The sequence below is a fragment of the Burkholderia sp. AU45388 genome (genome assembly GCF_030481585.1).
GTDB lineage: Bacteria > Pseudomonadota > Gammaproteobacteria > Burkholderiales > Burkholderiaceae > Burkholderia > Burkholderia sola.
This window is the reverse complement of the sequence record NZ_JAUJPV010000005.1, coordinates 180,724-207,029: the sequence shown is the minus strand read 5'-3', so window position 1 is coordinate 207,029 and position 26,306 is coordinate 180,724. Positions and strand designations below refer to the sequence as shown.

Here is a 26,306-nt window from a genome sequence, read left to right as displayed (position 1 = left end):
ATTTCTTTTGTCAGCGCTCAATTATCGTTGCTTGTCGGGCAACCGTAAAGTCTCGATAGTGCTGTCTCGGCGGCCGGCCGTTTTCAACGCGTCGACAACGTTGCGCCGCCATTCCACCACGAGACAACCGACATGACCTATTCATCGAAACGTCGAACCCTGTTGCTGGCCGCCGCGACGGCGCCGCTCGTTTTCACCGTCACCGCGTGCGCGTCGCGACAGGCCGCCGCGCCGGACGACGCCACGGCGGCAGCGGCGGCTGCCGCGGATGCCATCGCGTCCGCCGCGGCGGCGGCGACGCTTGCCGACCTCGAACGCGACGCGGGTGGCCGTCTCGGCGTGTGTGCGATCGACACGGCGAGCGGCCGGGTCATCGAGCATCGTGCGGGCGAGCGCTTCCCGTTCTGCAGCACGTTCAAGGCGATGCTGAGCGCGGCGGTACTCGCGCGGAGCGTCGAGCGGCCGGGTTTGCTGCAACAGCGCGTGACGTATACGAAGGCCGACCTCGTCAACTATTCGCCGGTGTCGGAGAGGCATGCCGGCGCGGGCATGACGGTCGCCGCGCTGTGCGAGGCCACGATCCAGTACAGCGACAACTCGGCCGCGAACCTGCTGATGAAGCTGATCGGCGGCCCGCCGGCGGTGACTGCCTACGCGCGCTCGATCAGCGACGACACGTTCCGGCTCGATCGATGGGAGACCGAACTGAACACCGCGCTGCCGGGCGACCTGCGCGACACGACGACGCCTGCCGCGATGGCGGCCAGCCTGCGCGTGCTGACCCTCGGCGACGCATTGCCCGCCGCGCAGCGTGCGCAGCTCGTCGCGTGGCTGCGCGGCAACAAGGTCGGCGACAAGCGGATTCGTGCGGGCGTGCCGGCCGGGTGGACGGTCGGCGACAAGACCGGCACCGGGGACTACGGGACCACGAACGACGTGGGCGTCATCTGGCCGACGTCGCGCGCGCCGATCGTGCTGGCCGTGTACTACACGCAGGCTCGCGCCGATGCGCGGGCGAAGGACGACGTGATCGCGTCGGTCGCGCGCGTCGTCGCGCAGACGTTCGGTTGAGCCGCGCGGCACGGCACGCGTGGCGAGATCCGCGGGCGCGCCGTGCCGCAGTCGTGACCCGCGCGATCAAACGTTGTGCGATCAACGACTTAGGTCGCGCATGCTCAGGATATCCACATGCTTGCCAACAAAAATTGTGGACAAGCACGCGCGCCGCGGCGCCCGGCATGGCTCGCGCCGTCGTGCCGCGATTGAAGCAGCGCGAACAAAGTCTTTTGGATCAAGCGCTTGGCTGCGGTATGCGCAGGCTATCCACACGCTTGCCAACAAAAATTGTGGACAAGCCCGGCAGGCAGTGTGGCAGGCGGCGCGTCGCGCGCCGAGGCGACACGCAACCGGCGCTTGCGCGGGCGTGTGCCGTTTTCGAGGCGGCGCGAACAAAGTCTTTCGGATCAAGCGCTTGATCGCGGTATGCGCAGGCTATCCACATGCTTGCCAACACAATCTGTGGACAAGCTTGCGTGCGGCTGCGGCCGCAACAGTCAGGGCCGCCGATCGTCGACGGCGGGCCAGCGCGCGAACGCGAACACCCACAGCATGACGAAGTTCAGCACGGGGACGAACATCGTCAGGATCCACCAGCCCGAATGCCCGGTGCGCCGAACGATGCGGACGTACGGATAGACGACGATGGCGACGAGCACGAGCGAGACGAGCAATTGCCACGCGGTGAAGTGTTCCATGGTCTTTCCTCGGATTGAAATGTCGTGATGCGGTGCCGGCGCGATGGCCGGCCCGGGGCGCGGACGCGCGTAGCCCGCGATGCGCGTCCGCGTGCGGCTTGCGTGATCTTGAGGCGTGACGGGCGCGGGCGTCAAGGCAGCGGCGGCGCGCTGCGATCGCACCGAATCGTCCGTGTTCGCGCAGGTCGATACCGCGCGGTGCCGAAACTGTGACACGTGGCATGAACCCTAGGCTGATCAATGCGTTAGCGCAGGCTTGCGCAGGATATCCACACGCTTGCCAACACAATCTGTGGGTAAGTGGCGCGGCGCGAAGTCAGGCCGGCGTGCAGCGGTTAGGGCGTGCATCGGCCTCACGTCGGCGTGGCGTCGTGGCATCGTGATGCGAAGTGCGGCGAAGCGGTGTGCGCGATGGCCATGACGCGCGCCGCGTCTGCATCACGCGTGCCAAAGTCCATCGGATCAAGGGTTTAGCGTCGCGGTGCGCAGGATATCCACAAGCTTGCCAACATTTTCTGTGGAGAAGTCCGCGTTCGCGATTCGGCAGGATGCCACGCGCTGCCACGATTCGCACGCGGGCTTACGCGGTGCAGATACCGGCCACGCCGACCTTCTGGAACAGGTGCGGACTGACGAGGCCGACAGCTTCGCGACGAATTCCGGATGCGTGAAGGCCGCGCGAAACGCGGCCGTCGATTCCCGGATCGCGTAGTTCAGGTAGGTCGGGCTGTCGCCGAGCGCGCGATGAAGCTGCGTCGAGATGAATCCCGGCTGCCGCTTCATGAATGCCGCATCGTCCTTCCAGACGGCGAGAAAGTCGGCTTCGTCGGCGGCCGCCAGCGTAAACACGTCGACAAGCACGACCGGCTGCGCGTCGATCGCGATCTGTTGCTGGATCGGGCAGGCCGGATCCATCGGCTTGAACTGACGCATGGGCACTCCTGGCGGAGTAGAGATGAGGGGGCGGTCACGCGCGGCCGTCGTAGCCGTGCACGCCCGACATCGCCGACAGCACGCGAAGCGCGGCGTCGAGGTCGGCGGAACTGAAGCCGCCGGCGATGTCGCGGACATGCCGCTGCCACTGCTCGACCACGGCCTGATAGGCCGCTTTGCCACGCGGCGTCAGCGCGTACAACGGCGAGCGCTTGTGCGCCGGATTGGGCAGCGACAGCACCAGCCCTTCGTCGGTCAGCACGTTGATCTGTTTCAGGACAGCCTGCCGCGTGATGCCCATCGCATCGGCGATCTGCGGAATGTTCGGCGCGTCCGGCGCCATCGCGATCGCGCCCAGCACCTGCCAGCGCGCACTGGTCAAGCCGTGCGGCCCGGCGAAGGCGTTGCCCCATTCGATCAGCAGGCCGTTCAACCGGAATACGGACAGCGCGACGGCGGTCAACTTGTCGGATTTGGTCATGTCCGGCTCGAGTCGTAAATTGACAACTACTTTACGTAATGGACAACTGGTTGTCAGTATGAGGGTGCGAGCGGATCGACGACAACTGACGCGAGCGCGTGCATGCCGCGGTCCGGCGCATTTGCCGCGCACGCACGACAAACTCTTTCCGATCAAGGGCTTGGTGCGGTTAATGGAAGCTTGTCCACAAGCTTGCCAACATAATCTGTGGACAAGCCGCCCGCCACGCGCATCAGGTGGGCCGTGGAAAGCGCACCGTGACGGTCAGCCCGCGCCCGCCGCGCGTGGTGCCGAGCGCGACGGTCGCGCGATGCTGTTCAGCGATCCGCTTGACGATCGACAACCCGAGCCCGCTGCCCGACGACGTGACCGCCTGCGCGCCTTCGCCGCGATAGAAGCGTTCCCACACGTCCGTGCGTTCGGCCTCCGGAATGCCGGGGCCGTCGTCGGCGACTTCGAGCATGGGCGTCTCGCCGTCGATGCGCGCCGACACGTCGACGCGCGCGCCGTCGCCCGCGTAGCGGATCGCGTTGTCGACGAGGTTGTTCAGCAGCACGCGCAATGTGTCGGCGTTGCCCGATGCGATCACGGGAGTGTCGACGAGCGCGCCGAGATCGATCCGGTGCGCATCGGCGACGCGCGCGCGGTCCGACACCACCGAGCGGCACAGCGCGGCGAGATCGACCGGCGCCGATGCAGCGGCGGCCGCCTGCGCATCGGGTTCGAGGCGCGCGAGCGTCAGCAACTGTTCGGCGAGGTGGCCGAGGCGTGTCGTGCCCGCCTGGATTTGCGCGAGGATGTGCTCGCGTTCCTCGGCGGTCGCCGCGCGTCGCAGCAATTGCGACTGGATCGACAGCCCCATGATCGGCGTGCGCAGCTCGTGCGCGGCATCGGCGATGAAGTGCCGCTGCAGCGTGAACGAGCGGTCGAGGCGTGCGAGCAGGTCGTTGATCGCCTCGGCGAGCGGGCGGACCTCGTTCGGCATCGACGCGACGTCGACCGGCTCGAGGTTGTTCGCATTCCTGCGTTTCAGGCCGGACGCGATCGCCCGCAACGGCCGCAGCCCCGCGCCGATGCCGAACCACAGGGCGAGCGCGAGCAGCGGCAGCATCGAGAACACGGGCCACAGCAGGTGGACGGCGATGCCCGCGATCGCTTCCCAGCGCGCATGCCGCGCCTGCGCGAGCCGGATCGTCGTGCCGCCGCGCTCGGTCACATAGGTGCGCCACGGCTGGCCGCCGACGTCGACGCTCGCGATGCCCTGCTGCGCGGGCGGCGGCAGTTTCGAATCGTGGTCGGTCGAATACACCAGCGTGCCGTTGCGCCACACCTGCAGCAGCACCGCATCGGGGTCGCTCGCTTCGAAGCCGTGCTTGCCCTCGGCGTCGTTGCTGAACGACAGCTCGCCGTTCGGGCCGACGACAATCTGTTTCGACATGCTGCGCATCTGGTCGTCGAGCAGGTCGTCGAGTTCGCGCAGCGCGCCCCAGTAGGTGCCGGCGCTCGCGACCAGGCCGATCACGCAGGCGGCCGGCAGCAGCCACGTCAGCAGGCGCCGCCGCAGCGACGCGTTGCGCCAGCGCGCGGCCGCGCGTTGCATGCGCGTCACGTGCCTTCCCCGATCCGGTAGCCGACGCCGCGCACCGTGCGGATCATGTCGTGGCCGAGCTTTTTACGCAGGTTGTGGATATGCACCTGCACCGCGTTGCTCTCGATTTCCTCGCCCCAGCTGTACAGCCGTTCCTCGAACTGTTCGCGCGAAATCACCGCGCCCGGTTCGCGCATCAGCTCGTGAAGCAGCACGAATTCCTTCGGCGACAGCGGCACTTCGTCGTCGTCGAGCCAGACGAGATGCTTGACGGGATCGAGCCGCAGCGGGCCGATCGCGAGCGTCGTCTGCGCGCGGCCCGCATGGCGGCGGGTGACCGCGCGGATGCGGGCGAGCAGTTCGTCGAGCTCGAACGGCTTGACGAGATAATCGTCCGCGCCGCTGTCGAGGCCCGCGATGCGGTCGGGCACGCCGTCGCGCGCGGTGATGATGATCGCGGGGAGGTTTTCGTCGCGGCGGCGCAGCGCGGCGAGTACCGACAAACCGTCGCGGTTCGGCAGCCCGAGATCGAGCAGCAGCAGCCCGTAGCCGGTCGTACGCAGCGCGAGCGACGCGGCGTCGCCGTCCTTCACCCAGTCGACCGCGAAGCCTTCCTGTTTGAGGCCCTGTTCGAGCCCGCTGCCGATCAGCGGATCGTCCTCGACGAGCAGTACGCGCATGGCTTTCGTGTCTCTCCGACGGGGGCGCTCGCGGCGCCCGGGGTACTCATGATAAGCGCACGCGTCTTAGGCGAAGCTTAAAGGCTGCGGTACGCGGCCCGCTTTCGTACTCGTCCGATGAGGCACCGTGTCACGTCGGCATGCCGTTCAGGTTTGCTTAAGCTTACGGTCCGTAATCTGGCGCCGTCGCGTTCAACGGAGCGCGGCGCCACACCGAAGAAGAGGACCGAGATCATGAAATACCTGGCCAGAATCCTGGCGGTTGCGCTCGTTGCGCTGCCTGCCGCCGTCCACGCGCAATACACGGGGCCGTCCGCGCTGACCACGACGACCGTGAAGGAACTGCTCGCCAACGGCCGGGACGACCAGCACGTGCAGTTGCAGGGGCGTATCGTCAAGCACGTCGGCGGCGAGGATTACGAGTTCGCCGACGCCACCGGCACGATCCGCGTCGAGATCGACCCCAAGCTGTGGGCGGCAGGCCAGCCCGTCAGCGACCGGAACGAAGTGAAGCTGACCGGCGAATTCGAGCGCAAATGGTCGGGCCGCGTGAAGGTCGACGCCGATCACGTCGAAGTGCTGCGCTGACCGGTGGGCGCGGGGCCGGTGATACCATGGACGACCGGTTCCCGTTCCCACCAAGATGGCCGCCAATTTCGACGAACTCGCGTCCCGGATCCGGGCGCAATTTTCCGAGCTGAGCCCGCAATTCCAGGCGGGCGCGGCCTTCCTGCTCGATCATCCCGACGAAGTCGCCACGTCGTCGATGCGCAAGGTCGCGCAGCGCGCGCAGGTGCAGCCCGCGTCGCTCGTGCGGCTTGCGCAGCAATTCGGCTTTCCCGGCTGGAACGAGCTGCGCGACCTGTGCGTCGCGCGCGTGCGCACGCGTCCCGAGCCGCTCACGCAGCGCGCGCGCTCGCTGGTGCGGCCCGACGCGAAGGCGTCGCTCGCGCACGATCTGCTCGCCGCGCAGCAGCACAACCTGTCGGCGACCGCCGCGCAGAACGAGCACGCACTCGCGGATGCCGCCAAGCTGATCCGCAAGGCATCGCACGTGCACGTGGCGGGGTTTCGCTCGTGCTATCCGGTCGCGTTCGGTTTCGTCTACGGCTACCGGCTGTTCCGTCCGACCGTGTCGCTGCTCAACGGCGTCGCCGGTTCGCTCGAAATGGAGTTGCGGACGATCGCGAAGCAGAGCGTGACCGTGATCGTCAGCTTCGCGCCGTATTCGGCCGAGGCGACGCGTGTCGCGCAGGCGGCGAAAGCGCAGGGCAGCAAGATCGTCGCGATCACCGACAGCGCCGTGTCGCCGATCGCGCTGCACGCGGACGCGCAACTGATCTTCACGCACGACAGCCCGTCGTTCTTTCCGTCACTGGTGGCCGCGCATGCGATGGCCGAGGCGCTGGTCGCGCAGTTGCTGGCGCTGGAAGGCGGCGATGCGGTCGCGGCGCTCGAGCGGACCGAGGCGGAACTGCACGCGAAGGGCGCGTACGTCGTTTGACGGGCGCGAACCATGCAGCTTGTTGGGCCCACATTCATTGACGACCCGATGCAACCGATGACGTTGACCTACGCCGTGGCCGACACGGCCGACGCGGACGTGCGCAAGCAGATCGTCGCGCCGCTCGTCCGCTTCAACGAAAGCCAGGCCGGGCCGGTCGATTTCCGGCCGCTGGCCGTGATCGCGACCGACGCGACCGGCTCGGTGGTCGGCGGCCTGTGGGGCGGCACGGCGTTCGGCTGGCTGCATGTCGACCTGCTGGTGGTGCCCGAGGCTGCGCGCGGCCAGGGCGCCGGCACGCGCATCATGGATCTGGCCGAACGAGAGGCCGTCGCGCGCGGCTGCCACAGCGCGTGGCTCGACACGTTCGACTTCCAGGCGCGGCCGTTCTACGAGAAGCGCGGCTATGTGCGTTTCGGCGAGCTGCCGGATTATCCGCGCGGGCACACGCGCATCTTCCTGACGAAGAAGCTCGCGGGCTGAACGGCGCCGCGCGGCGCGGTTGACGATGCCGTCGGCCGTCGCCTACGATACCGGGCAGCGATGCAGGTCGCTTCCGGGTCCGCGGAAAGGGTTCAACCCACCTGTCGCAGCCAATCGAGTCTCCCCATCCTTCGTGCTGGCGGTATTGCGGACCTTCGGCCCTCCATGCACGAGGATCCGCATGAAAAAGCTGCCTCCGAACGCCCATCCCGATCATCTGAAAAAGCAGGCCAAGGCATTGTTGCGCCTGTACCGGCAGGGCGACGCCGATGCCGTCGCGCGCTTCGTCCAGTCGCTGCCCGCCGCCGCGCATCGCACGCGTGACGAAACGCTCGCGCTCGGGCTTCGCCTGCACGACGCGCAGTCCTGCATCGCGCGCGAGTACGGTTTTGCTTCGTGGGCCGATCTCGGCGTGTTCGTCGACACGCATGCGCTCGCGCGGCAACCGCGGTCGCGGCTGTTTCGGCGCTGGCTCGATCTCGCCTACGGCGCCGACGTGACCGGCGGCTTCGACGCGGCCCGGCCGCGTGTCGCCGCGCAATTGCTGCTCGATCATCCCGATCTCGTGTCGGCGGACCCGACCGTCGCATGCGCGGCGGGCGATCTCGACGCGGTAAAGGCCGCGCTGGCCGCCGATCCCGGCTGGATCGCGCGCGCCGGCGGTGCGCTGAAGTTGCCGCCGCTCGTCGCCGTCACGCATTCGCGGCTCGCGCAGCTTCCCGAGTTCGCGGCCAGGTTGCGTGCGTGCGCACGTCATCTGCTCGATGCGGGCGCCGATCCGAACCAGCGGATCGGCAACCGGTATCCGCCGGCCTCGCTTGCCGAGCCCGACGAGTCCGAACCGTTGTCAGCGCTGTATGGCGCCGCCGGCGTCAATCGCGATCCGGTGCTCACCGCGATGCTGCTGGACGCCGGCGCCGATCCGAACGACGGCGAATCGCTGTATCACTCGGTGGAGAACCCGGCATGCACCCGTCTGCTGCTCGAGCACGGCGCACGGGTGGGCGGGACGAATGCGTTGCGGCGCGCCCTCGACGTGCCGGACGCGGCCGCGCTCGAGCTGCTGCTCGCGCACGGCGGCGACCCGAACGAACCGGCCGGGGAAGGGCCGACGAAGACGTGGGGCGCGCCGTTGCTGCGTGCGATCGCCGTGCGTTGCCCGGCACGCCATATCGCTGCGCTGCTGGCGGCCGGCGCCGATCCCGGCGCGCGGACCGCGGCCGGCGTCAGCGCGTACCGGCTGGCGATGCAGGCCGGGTTGTCCGACGTCGCGGCGCTGTTGCGCGCGGCCGGCGCGGAGGAGGCGCTCGATGCGCAAGACGCGTTCATGGCGGCCTGCGCGCGCGCCGATGCCGACGACGCGCGGCGCATCCAGGCGAAACACCCTGAACTCCCCGGTGCGCTGTCCGGCGACCGGCTGCGGCTGCTGCCGGACGCCGCCGCGTGGGGTTCGCGCGACGCGGTGAAGGTGATGGTCGAACTGGGCTGGCCGGTCGCCGCGCGTGGCGGCGACTGGAACGCGAGCGCGCTGAATCACGCGGTGTTCCGCGGCGATGCCGAGCTGCTGGCGTTCCTGCTCGCGCACGGCGCGAGCTGGCGCGACCTGCACCGGTTCGGCAGCGACGCGCTCGGTACGCTGTCCTGGGCGTCCGTCAACGAGCCGGACGGCGTCGGCGATCCCGACTGGGAAGCGTGCGCGCGCGTGCTGCTCGCGTACGGCGTGCCGCCAGCGGTGCGCGATCCGTCGAATCCGGAAGGCGTGCTGATCGACGGTCGCGCGATGCGGTTCTCCGAGGCCGTCACCGACGTGTTGCTCGGCATCGACGACGGGCGGCCCGTATCGGCGTGAACCGACGCGGGCCGTTGAACGCGGCGACCCGCATCCGGCCGGCCCGGGTGTTTCCGGTTGCGCGACGACATTTCGGCAAACGCTGAAACGTCGCGTGCACGGCCGGCGTAAGCTCACCGTCAAACCCTTCCCGGAGTTCGCGATGCCCCATTCCGACCAGCAAGCTCGCCACGCCGAAGCTTTCCGTGCGCTGCACACGCGCCCCGGCGCATTCATCATCCCGAACCCGTGGGATGCCGGCACCGCGCGACTGCTCGCGATGGCCGGCTTCGAAGCGCTCGCCACGACGAGCGCCGGCTACGCATTTTCGAAAGGGCGGCCCGACAACGCGATCGATCGCGACGCGATGCTGGATCACATCGCCGATCTCGTCGCCGCGGGGGGCTTGCCCGTCAGCGCCGATCTCGAGAACGGCTTCGGCGACGCGCCCGCCACCGTGGCCGAAACGATCCGGCTGGCGGCCGAGGCGGGCGCGGTCGGCGGCTCGATCGAGGATGCGACCGGCCGCGCCGATACGCCGATCTATGCGCGCGACGCGGCGGTCGAGCGGATCGCGGCGGCCGTCGACGCGGCGCGCGCGCTGCCGTTTCCGTTCACGCTGACCGCGCGCTGCGAGAACTACCTGCACGGCCGCCGCGACCTCGACGACACGATCGCGCGGCTCGTCGCCTATCGCGACGCCGGCGCCGACGTGCTGTATGCGCCCGGCATCACCGATGCCGACGAGATCGCGGCGGTGACCCGGGCGGTCGGCGTGCCCGTCAATGTCGTCATGGGGCTGCAGGGCGGGTTGCTGAGCCTCGACGAGCTGGCCGCGCTCGGCGTGAAGCGTGTCAGCGTCGGCGGCGCGCTGGCGCGGGCCGCGTTAGGCGCATTCCTGCGCGCGGCGACGGAGATGAGACGCGACGGCACGTTCACGTTTACCCGGGCCGCCGTGCCGGGCCGCGATATCAACCGCTGGTTCGCGGCGCCGGATAATTCGCCGATTTTGTTCGATGAATGAGCCCCAATAAAATCCGGAATCGTTTCCATTTAAGCATTGATTGACAATAATCAATCGGTTTTGCCTCCGTATTAATCGTCGATACTGACGCGAAAATCGTCGTTTATTCTCCGCATTCCGCCCGATCGACTGCCGTCGGCGTGCAAACCGCGCCGAATCCGAGACTCGGCGGGCCGTCATGCGCGACGATGCCGCGCATTGTTGCAGGTTCCCGTTCAGAACGTTTCAGTGCGCGGGAGTTGCCGGATGATTTTTTGATTGATAATCTGCGGCACGTTCCAATGACCGGCGAGTGCGTTGCCGGGAATATCAATATATTCAATATATAAAAAGCTGAGAGAGCGATGACGATCCGAGAAAATCACCGCGTCAGATTTCGCGTGGGCGATGTCGTGACGCTGAAAACGGGCGGGCCGCGCATGACCGTCACGTATGCCGGGCCGGTCGTGTTCGACGACGGCGATTGGCTGATCTGCCAGTGGTTCGACGAAAACGGCGAGTTCCGGCAGGAAATGTTTCATCACGACACGGTGGTGCCCGAGCCGCGTGCGATTTCGGCCGGGCGGGTCCGGCTGCGCATGCAGTCGCACCGCTACCGGTCGGCGGCCTGACGCCGGCCGGCCGCCGCGATGCCGCGACGTGCGGCGTCCTGCGACGACGTTTCACGCTACCCCGAAACATGCGGCGGCGCGCTGCGCCGATACTGAACGCATGAACCCGACCGATCCGATTGCCGCGGTTACGCACCGCGATCCTTATCCGTATTACGCCGCGCTCGTCGACGGGCCGCCGCTTGCGTTCGACGCCACGCTCGGCCTGTGGATCGCGAGCCGCGCGGCGGCCGTGACGGCCGTGCTCGGCCATCCGGCCTGCCGCGTGCGCCCGCTCGATGCGCCGGTGCCGCCCGCGTTGCGCGGCACGACGGCCGGTGCGCTATTCGGCGAGCTGGTGCGCATGAACGATGGCCCGTCGCGACACGACGTGCCGAAGCAGGCGTTGCGCGCGGCGTTCGCGCCGATCGACACGGATGCGCTGCGCGCTCGCGCCGACGCGCTTGCCGCGCGGCGGTTGCCCGCGGCCGGCGATGCCGATGCGCTGAACGCGTGGTGCATGACGGTGCCGGTGTGCGCGGTCGCCGATCTGCTCGGCTTCGACGAAACGCAGCTCGACGACATCGCGGCGCGGGTCGTCGCGTTCGTCGCCGCGCTGTCGCCGCTGTCGGATGCCGCGGCGCTGGCGCGCGCGAGCGACGCGGCGCGGCACCTGCTCGACCGGATGACGGAACGCGTCGCGCAGTCGCACGCGCACGACGGCACGCTGGTCGCCGCGGTGCAGCAGGCGGCCCGCGCGTCCGGCTGGCACGCGAGCGGTACACTGGTCGCGAATCTTGTCGGGTTGCTGTCGCAGACGTGCGAGGCGACGGCCGCGTGGCTCGGCAATGCGCTCGTGGCATGGGACGGCGAAGCCGGCGCGGCGCCGGACGCGGCCGCGCTCGACGCATTCGTCGCCGAGGTCGGGCGTTTCGATACACCGGTGCAGAACACGCGCCGTTTCGTCGCGGCGCGCACGACGATCGAAGGCGTGAGCGTCGAAGCCGGAGACGCGATCCTCGTCGTGCTTGCTGCCGCGAATCGCGATCCGGCCGTGCATCGCGATCCGCACCGGCTGATGCCGGGCCGCCCGGCCGGGCCGAATTTCGGCTTCGGCACGGGGCCGCATGGGTGTCCCGGCGAGCGGATCGCGCGGGCGGTGGCGGCGGGGGCGTTCGCGGCGTGGTTGCGCGCGGACGGCTGGCCGCCGCGCGATGCACTGAAGTGGGATTACCGCGCGTCGACCAACGTCAGGATCCCGAAGTTCGACGCGATGCGATGAAGGGGAAAGAGGGACTTAACGGCAGCCTTGTTTTTCCGCCCATCGTTCCTGGGCGGCAACGCGGCGCTGCACGCGTTCGACGAGGCCTGCCGAGAAAGTGCGCATGCTGACGCCGCGGCGCTTCGCGAGGATCGTCTGCGCGACGTCGGTGCGCGGGTTCGGCTGGCACGCCCAGTACAGCGTCATCAGCCACCCGATGACCGTCCACGCGAACAGCGCGTTGAACATCGCGATCGTCAGCTTGTCGTGCCGGCCGCGCCGGTCGGCGATGACGGCCGGCAGGAAATAGAGCGCGATCGCCGCGACTGAACCGGCCACTTGAATCAGGACTGCATCATGCATGGTGCTGCTCCGTCCGAACTGCAATGCGGTTGATTGTCGCGCTTTTTCCGTTCGCGTGCAGGCAATTGATTGTTGCGCTTTTGGTGACGATCAGGCGGCTTCGGCGTCCGCCGGCTGCACGTCGTTGCTCAGCGCGAAACCTTCGTCGCGCCAGCCCGTCACGCCGCCGATCATCAGCTTGACCGGTCGGCCGAGACGCGCGAGCTGGATCGCCGCGCGCGCGGCGCCGTTGCAGTGCGGCCCCGCGCAGTAGACGACGAACAGCGTATCGGCCGCGTAACCGGCGAGCTTGCTTTCGATGATCTTGCGGCGCGGCAGGTTGCGCGCGCCGGGTACGTGGCCGGCGGCGAACTGGTCAGGGCCGCGCACGTCGAGCAGCACGAAATCGGGCGTGCCGGACGCGAGTGCGTCGTGCACGTCCCAGCAATCGGTCTCGAAGCGCAGCGAGGCCTCGAAATGCGCGAGGGCGGCGCGGCTGTCGGCGGCGGGGACGTCGGTGACATAGGACATGGTCGGGCTCTCCTGGTCGAGCGGGCACGGAATGCGCCGCGATGAAGGGCAGTATCGCGGGTCGGCCGGATTCGCGGCAGTGGCGCGATCGACAAGTTCCGGTAACATCGCGCCATGCACAATCATCTCGTCGTCGCGCTCGCCTACGAGCGTCTCTGCACGTTCGAATTCGGCTGCGTGGTCGAACTGTTCGCGCTCGAGCGGCCCGAACTCGGCGTCGACTGGTATCGCTTCGCGGTATGCGCGAGCGAGCCGGGGCCCGTGCGCGCGGCGGGCGGCATCACCGTTGCCGCGCCCTACCGGCTCGCGACGCTCGATCGCGCGGACACCATCGTGATTCCCGGCTGGCGCGATCCGGACGAGCTGCCGCCCGAGCCGTTGCTGAAGAAGCTGCGGGCCGCCCATCGGCGCGGCGCGCGGCTCTGCTCGATCTGTTCGGGCGTGTTCGTGCTGGCGGCGGCCGGCGTGCTCGACGGTCTCACGGTGACGACGCACTGGCGATATGCGGAACGCCTGCAGGCGCGTTATCCGGCGCTGCGCGTGAATCCCGATGCGCTGTACGTCGACGAAGGCCGGATCGTCACGTCGGCCGGCTCGGCGGCGGGGCTCGACATGCTGCTGCATCTCGTGCGCCGCGATCATGGCGGGGCGATCGCGAACCGCGTGGCGCAGCGCCTCGTGCTGCCGCCGCATCGCGACGGCGGCCAGGCGCAGTTCGTGCCGCGTCCGGTTGCACCGGGCGGCACCGACCGGCTCGCGAAGCTGATCGACTGGATGCGCGCGCATGCGGCCGAGCCGCACACGCTCGCGTCGCTCGCCGCGCAGGCGGCGATGAGCACGCGCACGCTGCAGCGTCAGTTCACGGATGCGACCGGGATGTCGCCGCTCGCATGGCTGATCCGCGAACGCGTGAACGTCGCGAAGGACATGCTCGAAGCACAGCCCGCGTTGCCGCTTGCGCAGGTCGCGGCACGTGCCGGGTTCGGTTCCGAGGAATCGCTGCGCCGGCATTTCCGGCGCGTCGCGGCGACGAGCCCGGCCGCGTACCGGCGCGGGATGGATCGCGGCGGCACGTAGCAGGCGCTCTCGGTGCGGCCGCTCGTGCGCGACGATGAAAAACACCACCCATGTGGCGAGGGCCGCTCACACTGAAAGGGATTCCGATGACGATGCTGCCTTCCCGTTTGCCGTTGATCCAGGCCCCGATGGTCGGCTCGCCGAGCCCGCTCGCGATTGCCGTGTGCGAAGCCGGCGGCCTCGGTTCGCTCGCGTGCGCGGCGCTCGGTCCGAAGCAGTTGCGCGACGCGCTCGCCTGCGCGGCCGGGCTGCGCGACGCGTTTTCGAAGGCTGGCTGAACGGCCAGGAGGGGCGCCGGCGGGGGAGCATCGGCGTATGATCTGGATTTTCGTCAGCCCGATCCAGGCACCCCCACCATGACTTCCGTCGACACTACCCCCGTCCTCGACCATGACAAGCTCGTTACCTTCATCGAGCGCAAGTGGAACGATGAAATCCTCCATGCACTGACCGACTACATCGCCATCCCCGCGAAAAGCCCCGCATTCGACCCCGACTGGGCGAAGCGCGGTTATCTCGAACGCGTCGTCACCGATGCCGCGCAGTGGGCCGAACGGCAGCCCGTGAAGGGCCTGAAGCTCGAAATCGTGCGGCTGCCGGGCCGCACGCCGGTGATCTTCTTCGAGTCGCCGGCCACGCGTTCGGGCAGCACCGACACGATCCTGCTGTACGGCCACCTCGACAAGCAGCCCGAATTCGACGGCTGGCGCGCGGATCTCGGCCCGTGGACGCCGAAATTCGAGAACGGCAAGCTGTACGGCCGCGGCGGCGCGGACGACGGCTATGCGATCTACGCGAGCCTCGCGGCGCTCGGCGCGCTCGACGAGCAGGGCATCGAGCGGCCGCGCTGCGTCGGCCTGATCGAGACCTGCGAAGAGTCGGGCAGCTACGACCTGCTGCCGTACGTCGACGCACTGCGCGACCGGCTCGGTCAGGTATCGCTCGTCGTGTGCCTCGATTCGGGCGCCGGCAACTACGACCAGATGTGGCTCACCACGTCGCTGCGTGGCCTCGTGTCCGGCGATCTGCAGGTCGAGGTGCTCGAAGAAGGCATCCACTCGGGCGTGTACGGCGGCATCGCGCCGTCGAGCTTCCGCGTGATGCGCCAGTTGTTCGAACGCCTCGAAGACGCGAAGAGCGGCAACCTGCTGCCGGGCGTGTTCCATTGCGAGATTCCGTCGAGTCGCGTGCGCGAAGCCGAAGCGGCCGCCGCGATTCTCGGCGACACGGTGTGGAAGGGGCTGCCCTGGGCGTGCGGCCAGGACGGCAAGCCCGTGCTGCCGACCACGACCGATCCGCGCGAGGCGCTGCTGAATTCCACGTGGCGGCCGTCGCTGTCGGTGACGGGCGCGGCCGGCCTGCCGGCGCTCGCCGATGCGGGCAACGTGCTGCGTCCGCGCACCGCGTTCAAGCTGTCGCTGCGGCTGCCGCCGCTCGTCGACGCCGCGCAGGCCGTGCAGCAGTTGAAGGAGTTGCTCGAGCTCGATCCGCCGTACAACGCGAAGGTCACGTTCAAGCCGGACGCCGGCGCCGCGACGGGCTGGAGCGCGCCGGATCTCGCGCCGTGGCTTGCGTCGTCGCTCGACGCCGCGTCGCGCCGCCACTTCGGCGCCGACTGCGCGTACATGGGCCTGGGCGGCACGATCCCGCTGATGAACGTGCTGCAGGAAGGCTTCCCCGCCGCGCAATTCATGGTGTGCGGCGTGCTCGGGCCGAAGTCGAACGCGCACGGCCCGAACGAGTTCCTGCACGTGCCGTACGCGAAGAAGCTCACGGCGGCGGTGGCCGACGTGATCGCGACCGCGCGCTGAGCGTCGCAGCGTTCGACGTACCGATTGCCCGCCTCGAACCGACTGGATGGAGTGTTGCCGATGACCGCACTGCCGACGCCGGATACCGAACCGCTGCGCATGCGCGCCGAACCGCTGCATGCGTTCGTCTCGGCACTCTGGGAACGGGCCGGCAGCAATTCGCGCGAGGCGGCGCTCGTCGCCGACCACCTGGTGGGCGCGAATCTCGCGGGCCACGATTCGCACGGGATCGGGATGATCCCGAATTACGTCGCATCGTGGCGGGAAGGGCAGTTGCAGTTGAACGCGCACGCGTCGATCGTCCGCGACGGCGGCGCGGTGCTGACGATCGACGGCGGGCGCGGCTTCGGCCAGGTGATCGCGTTCGAGGCGATGGTCGAAGGGATCGAGCGCGCACGGCGCATGGGCATCTGCGCGATCGGGCTGCGCGACGTCCATCACCTCGGCCGTATCGGGCACTGGGCCGAACAGTGCGCGCGTTCGGGGCTCGTGTCGTTCCATTTCGTCAACGTGCCGGGCGACCTGCTGGTCGCGCCGCTGCACGGCACCGATCCGCGTTTCGGCACGAACCCGTTCTGCGCCGCGTATCCGCGTGCGGGCAAGCCGCCGCTGCTGCTCGATTTCGCGACGAGCGCGATCGCGTACGGCAAGACGCGGGTCGCGTACAACCAGCGCAAGCGCGTGCCGGCCGGGGCGCTGATCGACCATCGCGGCGAGCCGACCGACGATCCGGCCGTGATGCACGAGCAGCCGTTCGGCGCGCTGCTGCCATTCGGGCTGCACAAGGGATATGCGCTCGCCGCGATGTGCGAGATCTTCGGCGGCGCGCTCGTGGGCGGGCATACGACGTACGGCGATACGCTGCAGAAGACGAGCGCGATCGTCAACGGGATGCTGTCGGTGCTGATCGATCCGAAAGCGTTCGACGCGGCCGATGCGGAGCGCGAAGCCGATGCGTTCGTCGCGTGGGCGAAGGCGTCGCCGCAAGCTGGCGATATGCCGGTGCGGATGCCTGGCGAACCTGAAGAAGCGAGCCGCGCCGCGCGCGGCACCACCGGCATTCCGGTCGACCGCGCGACGTGGCGGCAGATTCGCGAGAGCGCGGCGGCCGTCGGTGTCGACGCGGCCGAACTCGATGCATGGACGCGGCGCTGCGAGGTGTCCGCATGAGCTGGCAGGCGGAGAAGGCGCACGGCGAGGAAATCGCGTATCAGCTTGCGCCGCTCGGCACGGTCGCCGTTGTGCGCTTTTTCAGCGGCGCGGCCTTGCGGCTCGACGGCGTGATGTTCGGCTTCATGTCGCGCGGGTCGCTGTTCCTGCGTGTGGACGACGTGAACCGGCCGGCGTTCGTCGCGGCGGGCATGGGGCCGTTCTCGTACGCGCGGCCCACGCGCACCGTCTCGCTCGAGGGCTATTACGAAACGCCGGCCGACGTGCTCGAGGATGCGGGCGTGCTGTTCGACTGGTGCCGCAGCGCGTATCGCGCGGCGCTGCTGGCCGGGGCGCCGAAGCGCAAGGCGGGGGCGGCGTCGAAGAAGGCATCCGGGGCGGGGCCGACGGCCGCATCGAAAGCGGCATCGAAGGCCGCGCCGAAACGTTCAGCGAAACCGGCAGCGAAGCCTGCGACGAAACCTGCGTCCGCGCAGAAAACGAAGCTGGCGGCGAACGCAGCATCGAAACCCGCGTCGGCGCAGAAAGCGAAACCGGCATCGAAATCGTCGCCCGCGCCGGCACCGAAACCCGTGACGAAGCGCAAGCAGGCGTAGTCCCGATCACTGTCCCGATCACGAGAAGCGACAGCCTCGCGATTTTCGCTTTCCTGGCTGTCAGGCGTGCCCGTCGCGACCGACCAGCACGCTGCGCGACCAATTTGCCCGCACGATCCGGCGCACGAATGCATCTACCTTGACGCGCCGCACGTCCTGCATGCTTCACAACGGCGGCCCCGGCGTTTATGATCGGCGCGGGTTGCGTCCGTGCCTTGCGCGACCCGCGTCGGCCTCGTCGCCGGCCGGCCCCCGCGAACGGCGCACCTTACGCCGCGCGGAACGCTTCCCCCCAATCATCATTCCAGACGGAGACAGCCGATGCTCGTCCTGATTCTCGGTTTAGCGATCTTTCTCGGTGTGCACTCGATCCGGATCGTCGCCGACGGCTGGCGGTCCGCGACGATCGAGCGGATCGGCGAGAGGGGCTGGAAGGGCGGTTACGCGATCGCGTCGATCGTCGGCTTCGTGCTGATCATCTGGGGGTACGGGATCGCCCGCGCGGGCGCGACGCTGCTGTGGGTGTCGCCGGTCGGCGTGCGCCACCTGACGGGCATGCTGACCGCGGTCGCGTTCGTGCTGATCGCCGCCTCGTACGTGCCGCGCAACCGGATCAAGACGCTCGTCGGGCATCCGATGCTGGCCGGCGTGATGGTCTGGGCGGTGGCGCACCTGCTCGTGAACGGCACCGTGCATGCGGTCCTGCTGTTCGGCGCGTTCTTCGTGTGGTCGATCGTCGATTTTGTCGTGTCGCGTGCGCGGGATCGCCGCGACGGTGTCCGCTATCCGGCCGGCGCGCTGGCCGGCGACGTCGCGGCCGTTGCGGTCGGACTCGTCGCGTGGGCCGTGTTCGCGCGGTTCCTGCACGGTCCGCTGATCGGCGTGCGGCCGTTCGGCTGAACGCAATGCGTGCGCCATAGACCTTCCGCCAGTCAACGACCCTTCGCGCTGGCGGCCGGCCTGAACGACGGCTGCCTCCTCCGCGAGCAATACGCCACGACGATCGCGGGCGTCGTCAGGACCGCGAACCAGAACGGGAAGCGCGAATCCGGGTTGAACGCCGGCGACCTCACGGCGACAAGCGTCGGTAGCGCGACCCGGTTCGGCATCGGATTGCCAAAGACGTCTTGCGGTTGACACGTCGATTGCCGCGATGCGGCCGCCACGGCGTGCGTGCGTCAGATGGGCTTGACGAACAACCCGACGGTCAGCAGCGCGCCGATGCAGACGATCGCGATGCGCAGCACGCGTTCGTTCACGCGATGCAGCGCCCACGCGCCGAGCAGGCCGCCGACGATCGCGCCGGCGCCGAGCGCGATCGCCGCGCGCCAGTGCAGTTGGGGCGACGTCACGAACAGCACGACGGCCGATGCGTTCATCACGCCCGCCAGCGCATTCTTCGTCGACATCGCATGACGCGGCGGCAGGCCGGCCATCGTCAGCGCGGCCATCATCAGGAATCCGATGCCGCCGCCGAAGTAGCCGCCGTAGATCGCGATCAGGAACTGCGAGAGCCCGGCCGCGACGGGGCCGAGATGTTGCGCGCCGGCGCCCGGTTTGCGAAAGAAACTGCCCCACGCGAACACGACGGTCGCGAACAGCACGAGCCACGGCACCAGGTGCGAGAAGATCGACGACGGCGTTTTCAGCAGCAGCAGGCCGCCGAGCGCGCCGCCGGCCACGCTGATCGCGAACAGCGCGCGAAATGGCAGCCTGCCCACGCCGCTCACCATTTTCCGGCTCGCCCAGCCCGTCGCGACCTGGCCGGGGAACAGTGCGACCGTCGACGTGATGTTGGCCGCGAGCGGCGACATGCCCGACACGATCAGCGCGGGCAGCGTGATGAACGAACCGCCGCCCGCGAGGGCGTTCTGCAGGCCGGCCCAGAGGCCGGCGAGGATGATGAGGGCAAGCATCGGTGCGCAACGAAAGAGGTGGCGGGGGCCGCTTGCCGGGACGAGCGCAGGCGTGGTGGTCGCACGATGGTAATGCAGGATCGCGGCCGCCGGAAGCCGGTGCGCAGGCGTGTGCGTGACGTCACGCGTCCGACGGGGCGCCGCGCACCGGCGCGGTATCGTCATGGTCATCGTCGACATTCGGGTAGACGATCGTGCCGTCGTCCCGGATCACGGCGGCGGCCGTGAGCCGCGCGGGTTCCACGCGGTTGCGCCCCATGATGTGCAGTACCGTTTCGCCGCGCGCGATCAGGTAGTCGGACACGATGCGTCGATGACAGCGCCACCACACGGCTTCCGAACACACGATCGCGCAGCGCTGCTCGTGCCCCTGGGCGATCAGTCGGTCGAGGCCGCGCGAAATTCGGGCGACAGCGCGTAATCCGCGTAGCGGGAGCGTCATGCGCGGTCCTTGCCGGTGATGCGTTCGAGCACGCGGCCGCGATGCACGGCGACGTGGTCGGTCCGGTCGCTCTTGATCTCGTACTGCGGATCGTCGGGCGACGCGCGATGGCGATGGCCGTTGTAGTCGAAGTCGGCGGTGTGGATCGCGACGATCGTGCCGGTCACGTAGCCGGCCTCGGAATTCCAGCGGACGTGGTCGCTCAGCCTGAAGGGCGTGGTCATGGCGGGGTGCCTCCTTGGGTTGATGCGCGACGGGGTAGCCCTCGCGGCGTGCGCGAAAGCCGCGACGAAGCGAACGTAGAGGTAGCGAGCGTCGCGCCAGTCAATACCAGGATTCGAGCCCCCTTTCTACCGTTCGAGCGAGTCCAAGTGCCGGATGCACCTTATCGACGGCAGCAAGGTCCGCACGCATTTCCGCGATAAGCCAGTCGCGAACTTCGGCGACGATCGGCCGCAACGGTCTGCTGGATGCCCACGCGAGGCAGCACATCCGATCCGTCGTAACCAACTCGTCTTCGCCGGGCACGAGCGCGCGTTGCGCAAGCCAGTGCATGACCACATTGACCCAGCCGAGCGCGAGTCCCTGGCCGAGCAATGCGGCCTGGAGCACGATAGCGTAATCGTTGAAACTCAAAACGGTGGCTGCATGACGCGTTGCGTTCTTGAACGCCGAGAAGCGCGTATGCCAGCCGCGTTCTTCGTCATCCATCACGATCACCGTGTCTCCGTGCACATGCCAATCGTCGGCGTGGGTTTTCTCCTGGTAGGCCGGATTGCAAACGGGCAGCAATATCTCTGGCATGACGGGGACGCTGTTCTCGCGCATTTCCCCTTCTTGTACGAAGCGCATGCCAAGATCGACGTCGCCGAGCGGCCCGCCGATGCGGCCGGAGATCAACTGGAACCGCAGATCGACCGACGGAAAAGCCTGATTGAGCCGGCTCATCCTGGGCATCAGCCAGTGTGTCGTGAAGGCGGTCGAGACCGACAGCGTAACGGGCTCTACGCCGGTTGAACGCGCTTCGATTTCGCGAATCGCGCCTTCGATTCCGTTCAGCCCCTCCGAAATCTTCCGATAGAGAATCCGGCCGTTCTCGGTCAACTCGATGCCGCCGTGCACGCGCTCGAACAGGCGCACGCCGATGTGTTCTTCCATGCGCGACAGCATCCGGCTGACGGCAGGCTGGCTCACATACAGCTCCTGCGCCGCGCGCGTGAAATTCCCGCAGCGTGCGGCGGCCTCGAAGACGAATAGCGCGTTCGCGCTGGGCAGTTTCCTGCGTAGGCTAGGCATGACCTGATGTTATGCCCAATCCAACAATTTGTGAATTGCCGCCAAAAAAGCCGACGCCTATATTTTTGACATCACACAGCGATACGAGCAGGAGACAACGATGGATGCACGAGCGAAGGCAGGCGTATCGATTCGATCCGCGGCAAAGCGCTATGGTCCGGTGGTGGCGCTCGACGACGTGTCGCTCGATGTGGCAGAAGGCGAATTCGTGTCGCTGCTGGGCCCGTCCGGGTCCGGCAAGACGACGTTGCTCGGGATTCTCGGCGGATTCGTGCAGCCCAGCTCGGGCAGCGTCTGGGTCGGCGAGCGTGACATTACATTTGCGCCGCCGCACAAACGCAACATCGGGATGGTGTTCCAGAGTTACGCGCTCTTTCCTCATATGAGTGTTGGCGAGAACGTGGCATTCCCGCTGCGGGCCCGGCGTGAACCGAAGTCCGGCTGGACCGCAAAGGTGGCCGACGCGCTCGCGATGGTCGAACTGCGCGGCTACGAGCACCGCAGGATCGGCGAGCTCTCGGGCGGTCAGCGACAGCGCGTCGCGCTCGCGCGGGCGATGGTGTTCGAGCCGCAGCTCATTCTCATGGACGAGCCGCTTTCCGCGCTCGACAAGCAGTTGCGCGAAACGATGCAAATCGAATTGCGTAGGCTGCACCGCCGGCTTGGCGCGACCATCATCTATGTCACGCACGATCAGCGCGAGGCGCTGACGATGAGCGACCGGGTTGCCGTTTTGAAAGACGGCCGGCTCGTGCAAATCGATGCGCCGGAGCAGCTCTACGATCGGCCCTGCAACGCATTCGTCGCGAGTTTTATCGGCGAGGCAACGCTGTTGCCGGTGGTGCGCGTGGGCGCCGACGCCGTCTCGCTCGGCGATGCGGTGCTCCGCACGGCCTACCCGTTACCGAATGCCGCGAGCTTGCTGCTCGCCGTGCAGACGGAGAAGCTCGTGATCGATGCCGGTAACGCTCCGTCCGATGCCAATCGGCTCACTGCCCGCGTGACCGAGGTGCTGTACCAGGGCGAGAGCTTGCGCGTGTTCGCGCAGCTCGCCGATGGCACGACAGTCAGCCTGCGTCAGCCGGGCAATCACGAGGCCCGGCAGCGCGTGCCTGTACCGGGCGCCTCGATTTCTGTCGCACTGTCGCCCCGCGACACGATCGTCGTACCAGCGTAAACAAACTCGAGTTCGACTTTTTCACACCCAACCGTAACGCAATCGAGGGATGAATCCATGAAGCTTACCGATTTCAAGGTGCTGACATTCGATGTGGTCGGCACACTTATTGACTTCGAGCGCGGCGTGCTTACGTCGGTGCGCCGCCTCGGCGGCCCCGCCGCGAAAGATCTTACCGACGACCAGATCTTCGAGCCGTACATGCGCGGTCGTGCTGCCTTCCCGGGGCGCTCGAGCTGCGCGATGGCGAACGTTTATCTGTCGCTCGCCAAGGAACTGGGGTTGCCCGACGACGAGCAATCGGCCGCCGCGTTCCAGCGGGACGTGCTCGACTGGCCGGCGTTCCCCGATTCGGTCGAGGCGCTCCGGCGACTGCGCAAGCACTTTCGGCTGGTAGCGATGACGAATGCCGATCGCGTCGCACTGTCGGCCTATGCGCATACGCTTGGAGATCCGTTCGACGATACGGTCTGCTGCGACGAAACCGGCACCGCCAAGCCCGATCCGCAATTCTTCGCGTACAACCGCGGACGCCAGGCGGCCTTCGGCTTCAAGTTCCGCGAAATCCTGCACACGGCTCAAAGCCAGTATCACGATATCGGCATCGCGACGGAACTGGGGTATGCCACCTGCTGGATCGAGCGTCGCCGCGGTCAGGAGGGCTTCGGTGCGACGCCGGCACCCGGAAAGGTGACTGCACCGACGTTCTGCTACTCGACGCTCGCCGCGCTTGCGGATGCGGTCGAGGCCGAACTCGCCGCGGCCTGACCATGCTGGCGCCGCTCGTGTCAACGTCGCCGCAGCCCGAGTCGCTTTGGCGCCACCTCGCCGCACGCGCCGGTTCGCTCGATTCGCCCGTCGGCGGTGGGGCACTCGCGTGCGATGTCCAGGCCGAGGTCGCCATCATCGGCGCGGGTTATTCCGGGCTGGCGGCCGCGTGCGCATTGAGCAAACGCGGTGTGTCGTGCATCGTGCTCGATGCCAACCCGGTCGGCTGGGGGGCGAGCGGCCGGAACGGCGGTGTCGTATCGTCGAAGTTCAGGGTGTCGTTTCCGGATATCGCCGCGCGCCATGGCCTGGACGTCGCGAAGCGGATGCATCGGCTGGCCCACGATGGCGTACGCGCGGTGGAATCTTTTATCGACGAGTTTGCCATCGCACGCGCCGAATTCGAACGCACCGGTAGCCTACGCTGTGCCCATACCGAGCGGGCACTCGCCTCATGCGCCGCGGAGGCGGACTGGGTGCGCACTGCGCTCGGCGATCGAACGATGAAAGTGCTCACGCGCGGCGAGACCGAGGACGAGACGGGGTCGAAGAATTTCGTCGGCGGGGTGCTGAGCGAAGATGCCGGCACGATCCTGCCGCTCGAATACGTGCTCGGCATGGCGCGTGGCTTGATCGCGCGCGGCATTCCAATTCACGAATCGACGCCCGTCGTCGCGATCGAGCGTACGTGGGGTGTTCCGGGCGTCGTGCTGCGCACGCCGGCAGCCACGGTGCGCGCCAAGCAACTGATCGTTGCGACGAACGCCTATTCAGGCATTACGCGCGCTACGGCACCGTATCAGCGCGAACTCGTTCCGTTTCGCAGCGCGATGATCGCGACTCAGCGCTTGCCGGCAGACCTCGACGCGACACTGATGAAAAGGCGGCGCAGCTATACCGAAACGCGCCGGATGATGAAATGGTTTCGCCGCGCCGACGGCCGCATGCTGTTCGGCGGCCGCGACGCCTTTGGCAAGGAAGGGCAGGATACCGGCTTCGAAGCGCTGCGCCGCGCGATGATTGCGCTATTTCCCAATCTCGTCGACGTGCCTGTCGAGTTTCGCTGGTCAGGCTACGTCGGCATGACGTTCAATGCGCTACCGCACGTCGGCCGCGGCGACGACACCACTGTGTTCTGCCTCGGCTACAACGGCGCGGGCATTGCAATGGCAAGTCTCGTCGGCCAACATGCGGCCGCGCTCGCCGTCGGCGAAACGCCGGATCTTGCGCTGCTCGCGCAAGACGGACTGCGGCCGGTCCCGTTCCATTCATTGCGCGAGCCGGGCGTCCGGCTCGTCGCGGCGTGGTATCAGTTTCTCGATACGGTGGGGGTATGATGACGACTGCCAGAGGGATCGTCCCGGAGTATGAAGTGACGCGGCCGTCCGATACAACAGATTTGGCGCGGCGCTATCAACGTCGCGAGGACCGTGCGATGCTGTGCTTGATGATGCCCGCACTGGCAGTTGTCGTGATTTTGCTCGTCGTGCCGCTCGCATGGCTGTCGTGGCAGTCGATTCACCAGGACGGCGGCTTGACGTTCGCGAACTACCGGCGCATTTTCAGCGGCACGTACCTCGATACATTCCTGCTCACCTTCAAACTAAGCGCAATCGTCACAGGTGTGACGTTGCTGCTCGGCTATCCCGTCGCGTATCTTGCGGCGTCGGTGCGCCCCAAGCTGGCTGCACTGATCCTCGGGATGGTCATCCTGCCGTTCTGGACGAGCGTGCTGGTGCGTACCTATGCGTGGCTCGTGCTGCTGCAGCGCACCGGCCTCGTCAGCAAGGCGTTGGTTGCATCGGGCCTAATCGATCATCCGGTTCAGCTGGCCTATAACCAGTTCGGCACGATCATCGCGATGGTTCATATCCTGTTGCCGTTCATGGTGCTGCCGCTCTATTCGGCGATGCAGAAAATTCCGACGAACTTGTCGCACGCCGCCGCAAGCCTCGGTGCTTCGCCCATCCATGCATTCCTGCGCGTATTCCTGCCGTTGTCCATGGGCGGGGTGCTTGCGGGTGCGACGCTCGTCTTCGTGCTCTGCCTCGGTTTTTACATCACGCCCGAACTGATGGGGGGCGGCAAGTCAATCATGGTGTCGATGGTCGTGAGCCGAAACGTCGAAATTTATAACAGTTGGGGCGCGGCAAGCTCGGTGAGCGTCGTGCTGTTGCTTTGCGTGTTCGCGATCTTTTATGCGACGAGCCGCCTCATTCCGCTCGACAAGACCCTGGGGGCAAAGTGAAGCCGAATCCATTCACGCGCGGACTCCTGATTACGTTGGTCGTGCTGATCCTCGCATTCCTGATGATTCCGGTGATCATCGTCGTACCCCTGTCGTTCTCCGATACGCGCTTCATGACCTTTCCGCCACCCGCGCTATCGTTGCGCTGGTACGAGGCATTCTTCGGCAACCCGGATTGGCTGGCGGCTGCTCGAACGACACTCGCCGCATCGTTCCTTGCAACGGCAATCGCGACGCCCGTGGGCATTGCCGCGGCGTACGGGATCGAACACGGCACACATGTGTGGATCCGTCGGCTGCGGACGGTTTTGATGCTGCCGTTGATGGTGCCGATCATCATCGTCGCGATAGGCGTGTTTTTCGTCTATTCGCAACTCGACTACGTGAATACGCTGGGCGGTCTGATCCTTGCCGATACGATGCTCGGACTGCCGTACGTCGTGATCGCGGTGGGTGCGGACCTGCGCTCGTTCGATCATGCGCAGGAAATGGCGGCGCGTAGTCTCGGGATGAATCGACTGCGCAGCTTCCTGACCGTCACGCTGCCGCAGATCCGCTCGAGCGTGATCTCGGGCGCGGTGTTCGTGTTCATCCAGGCGCTCGACGAGACGGTCGTTGCGTTGTTTGTATCGGGCGGCCCAAATCAGACGCTGACGCGGCGGATGTTCGTGACGTTGCGAGACGAGATCGACCCGACGATCGCCGCTATCAGCACCATGTTGACGGCGCTGACGCTGATGCTCGTATTGATCGTCGTCGTTAGCCGGCGTGGCGGTGGTTCGGCGCAGGCGGCACGGGTATGACGC

General features: G+C 67.4%; 27 protein-coding genes and 3 pseudogenes. 19 read left to right on the top strand and 11 right to left on the bottom strand.

All coding sequences use genetic code 11. The annotated features are described in order from the left end of the window. Window positions 1-132 precede the first annotated feature (132 nt). Window positions 133-1,071 carry a PEN family class A beta-lactamase, Bcc-type gene (blaPEN-bcc, locus tag QZM72_RS12500; protein ID WP_301738231.1) on the top strand — a complete coding sequence of 313 codons (939 nt, stop codon included), beginning with the start codon at window positions 133-135 and terminating at the stop codon, window positions 1,069-1,071. A gap of 482 nt (window positions 1,072-1,553) precedes the next feature. On the opposite strand, the gene QZM72_RS12495 is transcribed toward blaPEN-bcc, so the two are convergent. From QZM72_RS12495 to QZM72_RS12475, 5 genes and pseudogenes are all read right to left on the bottom strand, one after another. Continuing rightward, on the bottom strand, window positions 1,554-1,754 hold the full coding sequence (locus QZM72_RS12495; RefSeq protein WP_089470288.1) for a hypothetical protein: 201 nt from the start codon (window positions 1,752-1,754) through the stop codon (window positions 1,554-1,556). Window positions 1,755-2,334: 580 nt separating this feature from the next. Continuing rightward, a pseudogene (locus QZM72_RS12490) lies at window positions 2,335-2,687 on the bottom strand (antibiotic biosynthesis monooxygenase). A 34-nt stretch (window positions 2,688-2,721) separates the two neighbouring features. After that, complete coding sequence (locus QZM72_RS12485) at window positions 2,722-3,168, bottom strand: MarR family winged helix-turn-helix transcriptional regulator (protein ID WP_301738230.1); 447 nt, start codon at window positions 3,166-3,168, stop codon at window positions 2,722-2,724. 232 nt (window positions 3,169-3,400) lie between these two features. Next, window positions 3,401-4,777, bottom strand: a complete 1,377-nt coding sequence (locus QZM72_RS12480; RefSeq protein WP_301738229.1) for an ATP-binding protein — start codon at window positions 4,775-4,777, stop codon at window positions 3,401-3,403. Then, window positions 4,774-5,436 (bottom strand): response regulator, encoded by a 663-nt coding sequence (locus tag QZM72_RS12475; protein WP_301738228.1) that lies wholly within the window; start codon window positions 5,434-5,436, stop codon window positions 4,774-4,776. Before QZM72_RS12475 ends, QZM72_RS12480 begins: the two co-directional genes overlap by 4 nt. Window positions 5,437-5,670: 234 nt before the next feature. Between QZM72_RS12475 and QZM72_RS12470 the strand changes: the two genes are divergently transcribed. From QZM72_RS12470 to QZM72_RS12440, 7 genes are all read left to right on the top strand, one after another. Then, a complete protein-coding gene (locus tag QZM72_RS12470) occupies window positions 5,671-6,024 on the top strand; it encodes a YgiW/YdeI family stress tolerance OB fold protein (protein ID WP_301738227.1) in 354 nt (117 codons plus the stop codon). A 55-nt stretch (window positions 6,025-6,079) separates the two neighbouring features. Then, entirely contained in the window at window positions 6,080-6,940 is an 861-nt protein-coding gene (locus QZM72_RS12465; protein WP_301738226.1) for a MurR/RpiR family transcriptional regulator, read from the top strand. Window positions 6,941-6,997: 57 nt separating this feature from the next. After that, a complete protein-coding gene (locus QZM72_RS12460) occupies window positions 6,998-7,423 on the top strand; it encodes an N-acetyltransferase (protein ID WP_301738225.1) in 426 nt (141 codons plus the stop codon). 181 nt (window positions 7,424-7,604) lie between these two features. Further along, a complete protein-coding gene (locus QZM72_RS12455) occupies window positions 7,605-9,272 on the top strand; it encodes an ankyrin repeat domain-containing protein (protein WP_301738224.1) in 1,668 nt (555 codons plus the stop codon). Between the two features lie 142 nt (window positions 9,273-9,414). After that, window positions 9,415-10,275, top strand: a complete 861-nt coding sequence (locus QZM72_RS12450) for an oxaloacetate decarboxylase (RefSeq protein WP_301738223.1) — start codon at window positions 9,415-9,417, stop codon at window positions 10,273-10,275. 344 nt (window positions 10,276-10,619) lie between these two features. After that, entirely contained in the window at window positions 10,620-10,886 is a 267-nt protein-coding gene (locus tag QZM72_RS12445) for a YodC family protein (protein WP_174388334.1), read from the top strand. Window positions 10,887-10,986: 100 nt separating this feature from the next. Further along, window positions 10,987-12,147, top strand: coding sequence for a cytochrome P450 (locus QZM72_RS12440; protein ID WP_301738222.1), 1,161 nt, complete (start codon window positions 10,987-10,989; stop codon window positions 12,145-12,147). A gap of 15 nt (window positions 12,148-12,162) precedes the next feature. On the opposite strand, the gene QZM72_RS12435 is transcribed toward QZM72_RS12440, so the two are convergent. Beyond that, a complete protein-coding gene (locus QZM72_RS12435) occupies window positions 12,163-12,489 on the bottom strand; it encodes a superinfection immunity protein (protein WP_301738221.1) in 327 nt (108 codons plus the stop codon). Between the two features lie 90 nt (window positions 12,490-12,579). Then, window positions 12,580-12,999 carry a rhodanese-like domain-containing protein gene (locus QZM72_RS12430; RefSeq protein WP_301738220.1) on the bottom strand — a complete coding sequence of 140 codons (420 nt, stop codon included), beginning with the start codon at window positions 12,997-12,999 and terminating at the stop codon, window positions 12,580-12,582. Between the two features lie 114 nt (window positions 13,000-13,113). Between QZM72_RS12430 and ftrA the strand changes: the two genes are divergently transcribed. From ftrA to QZM72_RS12400, 6 genes and pseudogenes are all read left to right on the top strand, one after another. Next, complete coding sequence (gene ftrA, locus QZM72_RS12425) at window positions 13,114-14,076, top strand: transcriptional regulator FtrA (protein ID WP_301738219.1); 963 nt, start codon at window positions 13,114-13,116, stop codon at window positions 14,074-14,076. Window positions 14,077-14,162: 86 nt separating this feature from the next. Beyond that, a pseudogene (locus tag QZM72_RS12420) lies at window positions 14,163-14,312 on the top strand (2-nitropropane dioxygenase); the annotation flags it as partial. A 120-nt stretch (window positions 14,313-14,432) separates the two neighbouring features. After that, complete coding sequence (locus tag QZM72_RS12415) at window positions 14,433-15,887, top strand: M20 family metallopeptidase (protein ID WP_301738218.1); 1,455 nt, start codon at window positions 14,433-14,435, stop codon at window positions 15,885-15,887. Window positions 15,888-15,947: 60 nt separating this feature from the next. After that, entirely contained in the window at window positions 15,948-17,057 is a 1,110-nt protein-coding gene (locus tag QZM72_RS12410; protein WP_301738217.1) for a malate/lactate/ureidoglycolate dehydrogenase, read from the top strand. Then, window positions 17,054-17,653, top strand: a complete 600-nt coding sequence (locus QZM72_RS12405) for a TfoX/Sxy family protein (protein ID WP_301738216.1) — start codon at window positions 17,054-17,056, stop codon at window positions 17,651-17,653. The genes QZM72_RS12410 and QZM72_RS12405 overlap by 4 nt, the downstream gene beginning before the upstream one ends. 321 nt (window positions 17,654-17,974) lie before the next feature. Next, window positions 17,975-18,553, top strand: coding sequence for an NnrU family protein (locus QZM72_RS12400; RefSeq protein ID WP_089470273.1), 579 nt, complete (start codon window positions 17,975-17,977; stop codon window positions 18,551-18,553). Window positions 18,554-18,831: 278 nt separating this feature from the next. Here QZM72_RS12400 and QZM72_RS12395 read toward each other — a convergent pair whose 3' ends face one another. From QZM72_RS12395 to QZM72_RS12380, 4 genes and pseudogenes are all read right to left on the bottom strand, one after another. Then, complete coding sequence (locus QZM72_RS12395) at window positions 18,832-19,569, bottom strand: sulfite exporter TauE/SafE family protein (RefSeq protein WP_089470272.1); 738 nt, start codon at window positions 19,567-19,569, stop codon at window positions 18,832-18,834. A 121-nt stretch (window positions 19,570-19,690) separates the two neighbouring features. After that, window positions 19,691-20,001: pseudogene (locus QZM72_RS12390) on the bottom strand (DUF488 family protein); the annotation flags it as partial. Between the two features lie 6 nt (window positions 20,002-20,007). Then, on the bottom strand, window positions 20,008-20,235 hold the full coding sequence (locus QZM72_RS12385) for a DUF2945 domain-containing protein (protein ID WP_089470271.1): 228 nt from the start codon (window positions 20,233-20,235) through the stop codon (window positions 20,008-20,010). A 100-nt stretch (window positions 20,236-20,335) separates the two neighbouring features. Next, the gene (locus tag QZM72_RS12380) at window positions 20,336-21,307 is read right to left on the bottom strand and encodes a LysR family transcriptional regulator (RefSeq protein WP_089470270.1); all 972 of its coding nucleotides are present in this window, start codon (window positions 21,305-21,307) and stop codon (window positions 20,336-20,338) included. Between the two features lie 100 nt (window positions 21,308-21,407). Here QZM72_RS12380 and QZM72_RS12375 point away from each other — a divergent pair, with 100 nt between their 5' ends. From QZM72_RS12375 to QZM72_RS12355, 5 genes are read left to right on the top strand one after another with little or no spacing between them, the layout of a single operon-like run. Then, a complete protein-coding gene (locus QZM72_RS12375) occupies window positions 21,408-22,484 on the top strand; it encodes an ABC transporter ATP-binding protein (RefSeq protein WP_089470269.1) in 1,077 nt (358 codons plus the stop codon). Window positions 22,485-22,541: 57 nt separating this feature from the next. Beyond that, window positions 22,542-23,252: an HAD-IA family hydrolase gene (locus QZM72_RS12370; RefSeq protein ID WP_089470268.1), complete on the top strand. Its 711-nt coding sequence runs from the start codon at window positions 22,542-22,544 to the stop codon at window positions 23,250-23,252. 2 nt (window positions 23,253-23,254) lie between these two features. Further along, window positions 23,255-24,589, top strand: a complete 1,335-nt coding sequence (locus tag QZM72_RS12365) for an FAD-binding oxidoreductase (RefSeq protein ID WP_089470267.1) — start codon at window positions 23,255-23,257, stop codon at window positions 24,587-24,589. Continuing rightward, window positions 24,589-25,500 (top strand): ABC transporter permease, encoded by a 912-nt coding sequence (locus tag QZM72_RS12360; protein ID WP_179233541.1) that lies wholly within the window; start codon window positions 24,589-24,591, stop codon window positions 25,498-25,500. Before QZM72_RS12365 ends, QZM72_RS12360 begins: the two co-directional genes overlap by 1 nt. Continuing rightward, the gene (locus QZM72_RS12355) at window positions 25,497-26,303 is read left to right on the top strand and encodes an ABC transporter permease (RefSeq protein WP_089470265.1); all 807 of its coding nucleotides are present in this window, start codon (window positions 25,497-25,499) and stop codon (window positions 26,301-26,303) included. Before QZM72_RS12360 ends, QZM72_RS12355 begins: the two co-directional genes overlap by 4 nt. Window positions 26,304-26,306: the final 3 nt, after the last annotated feature.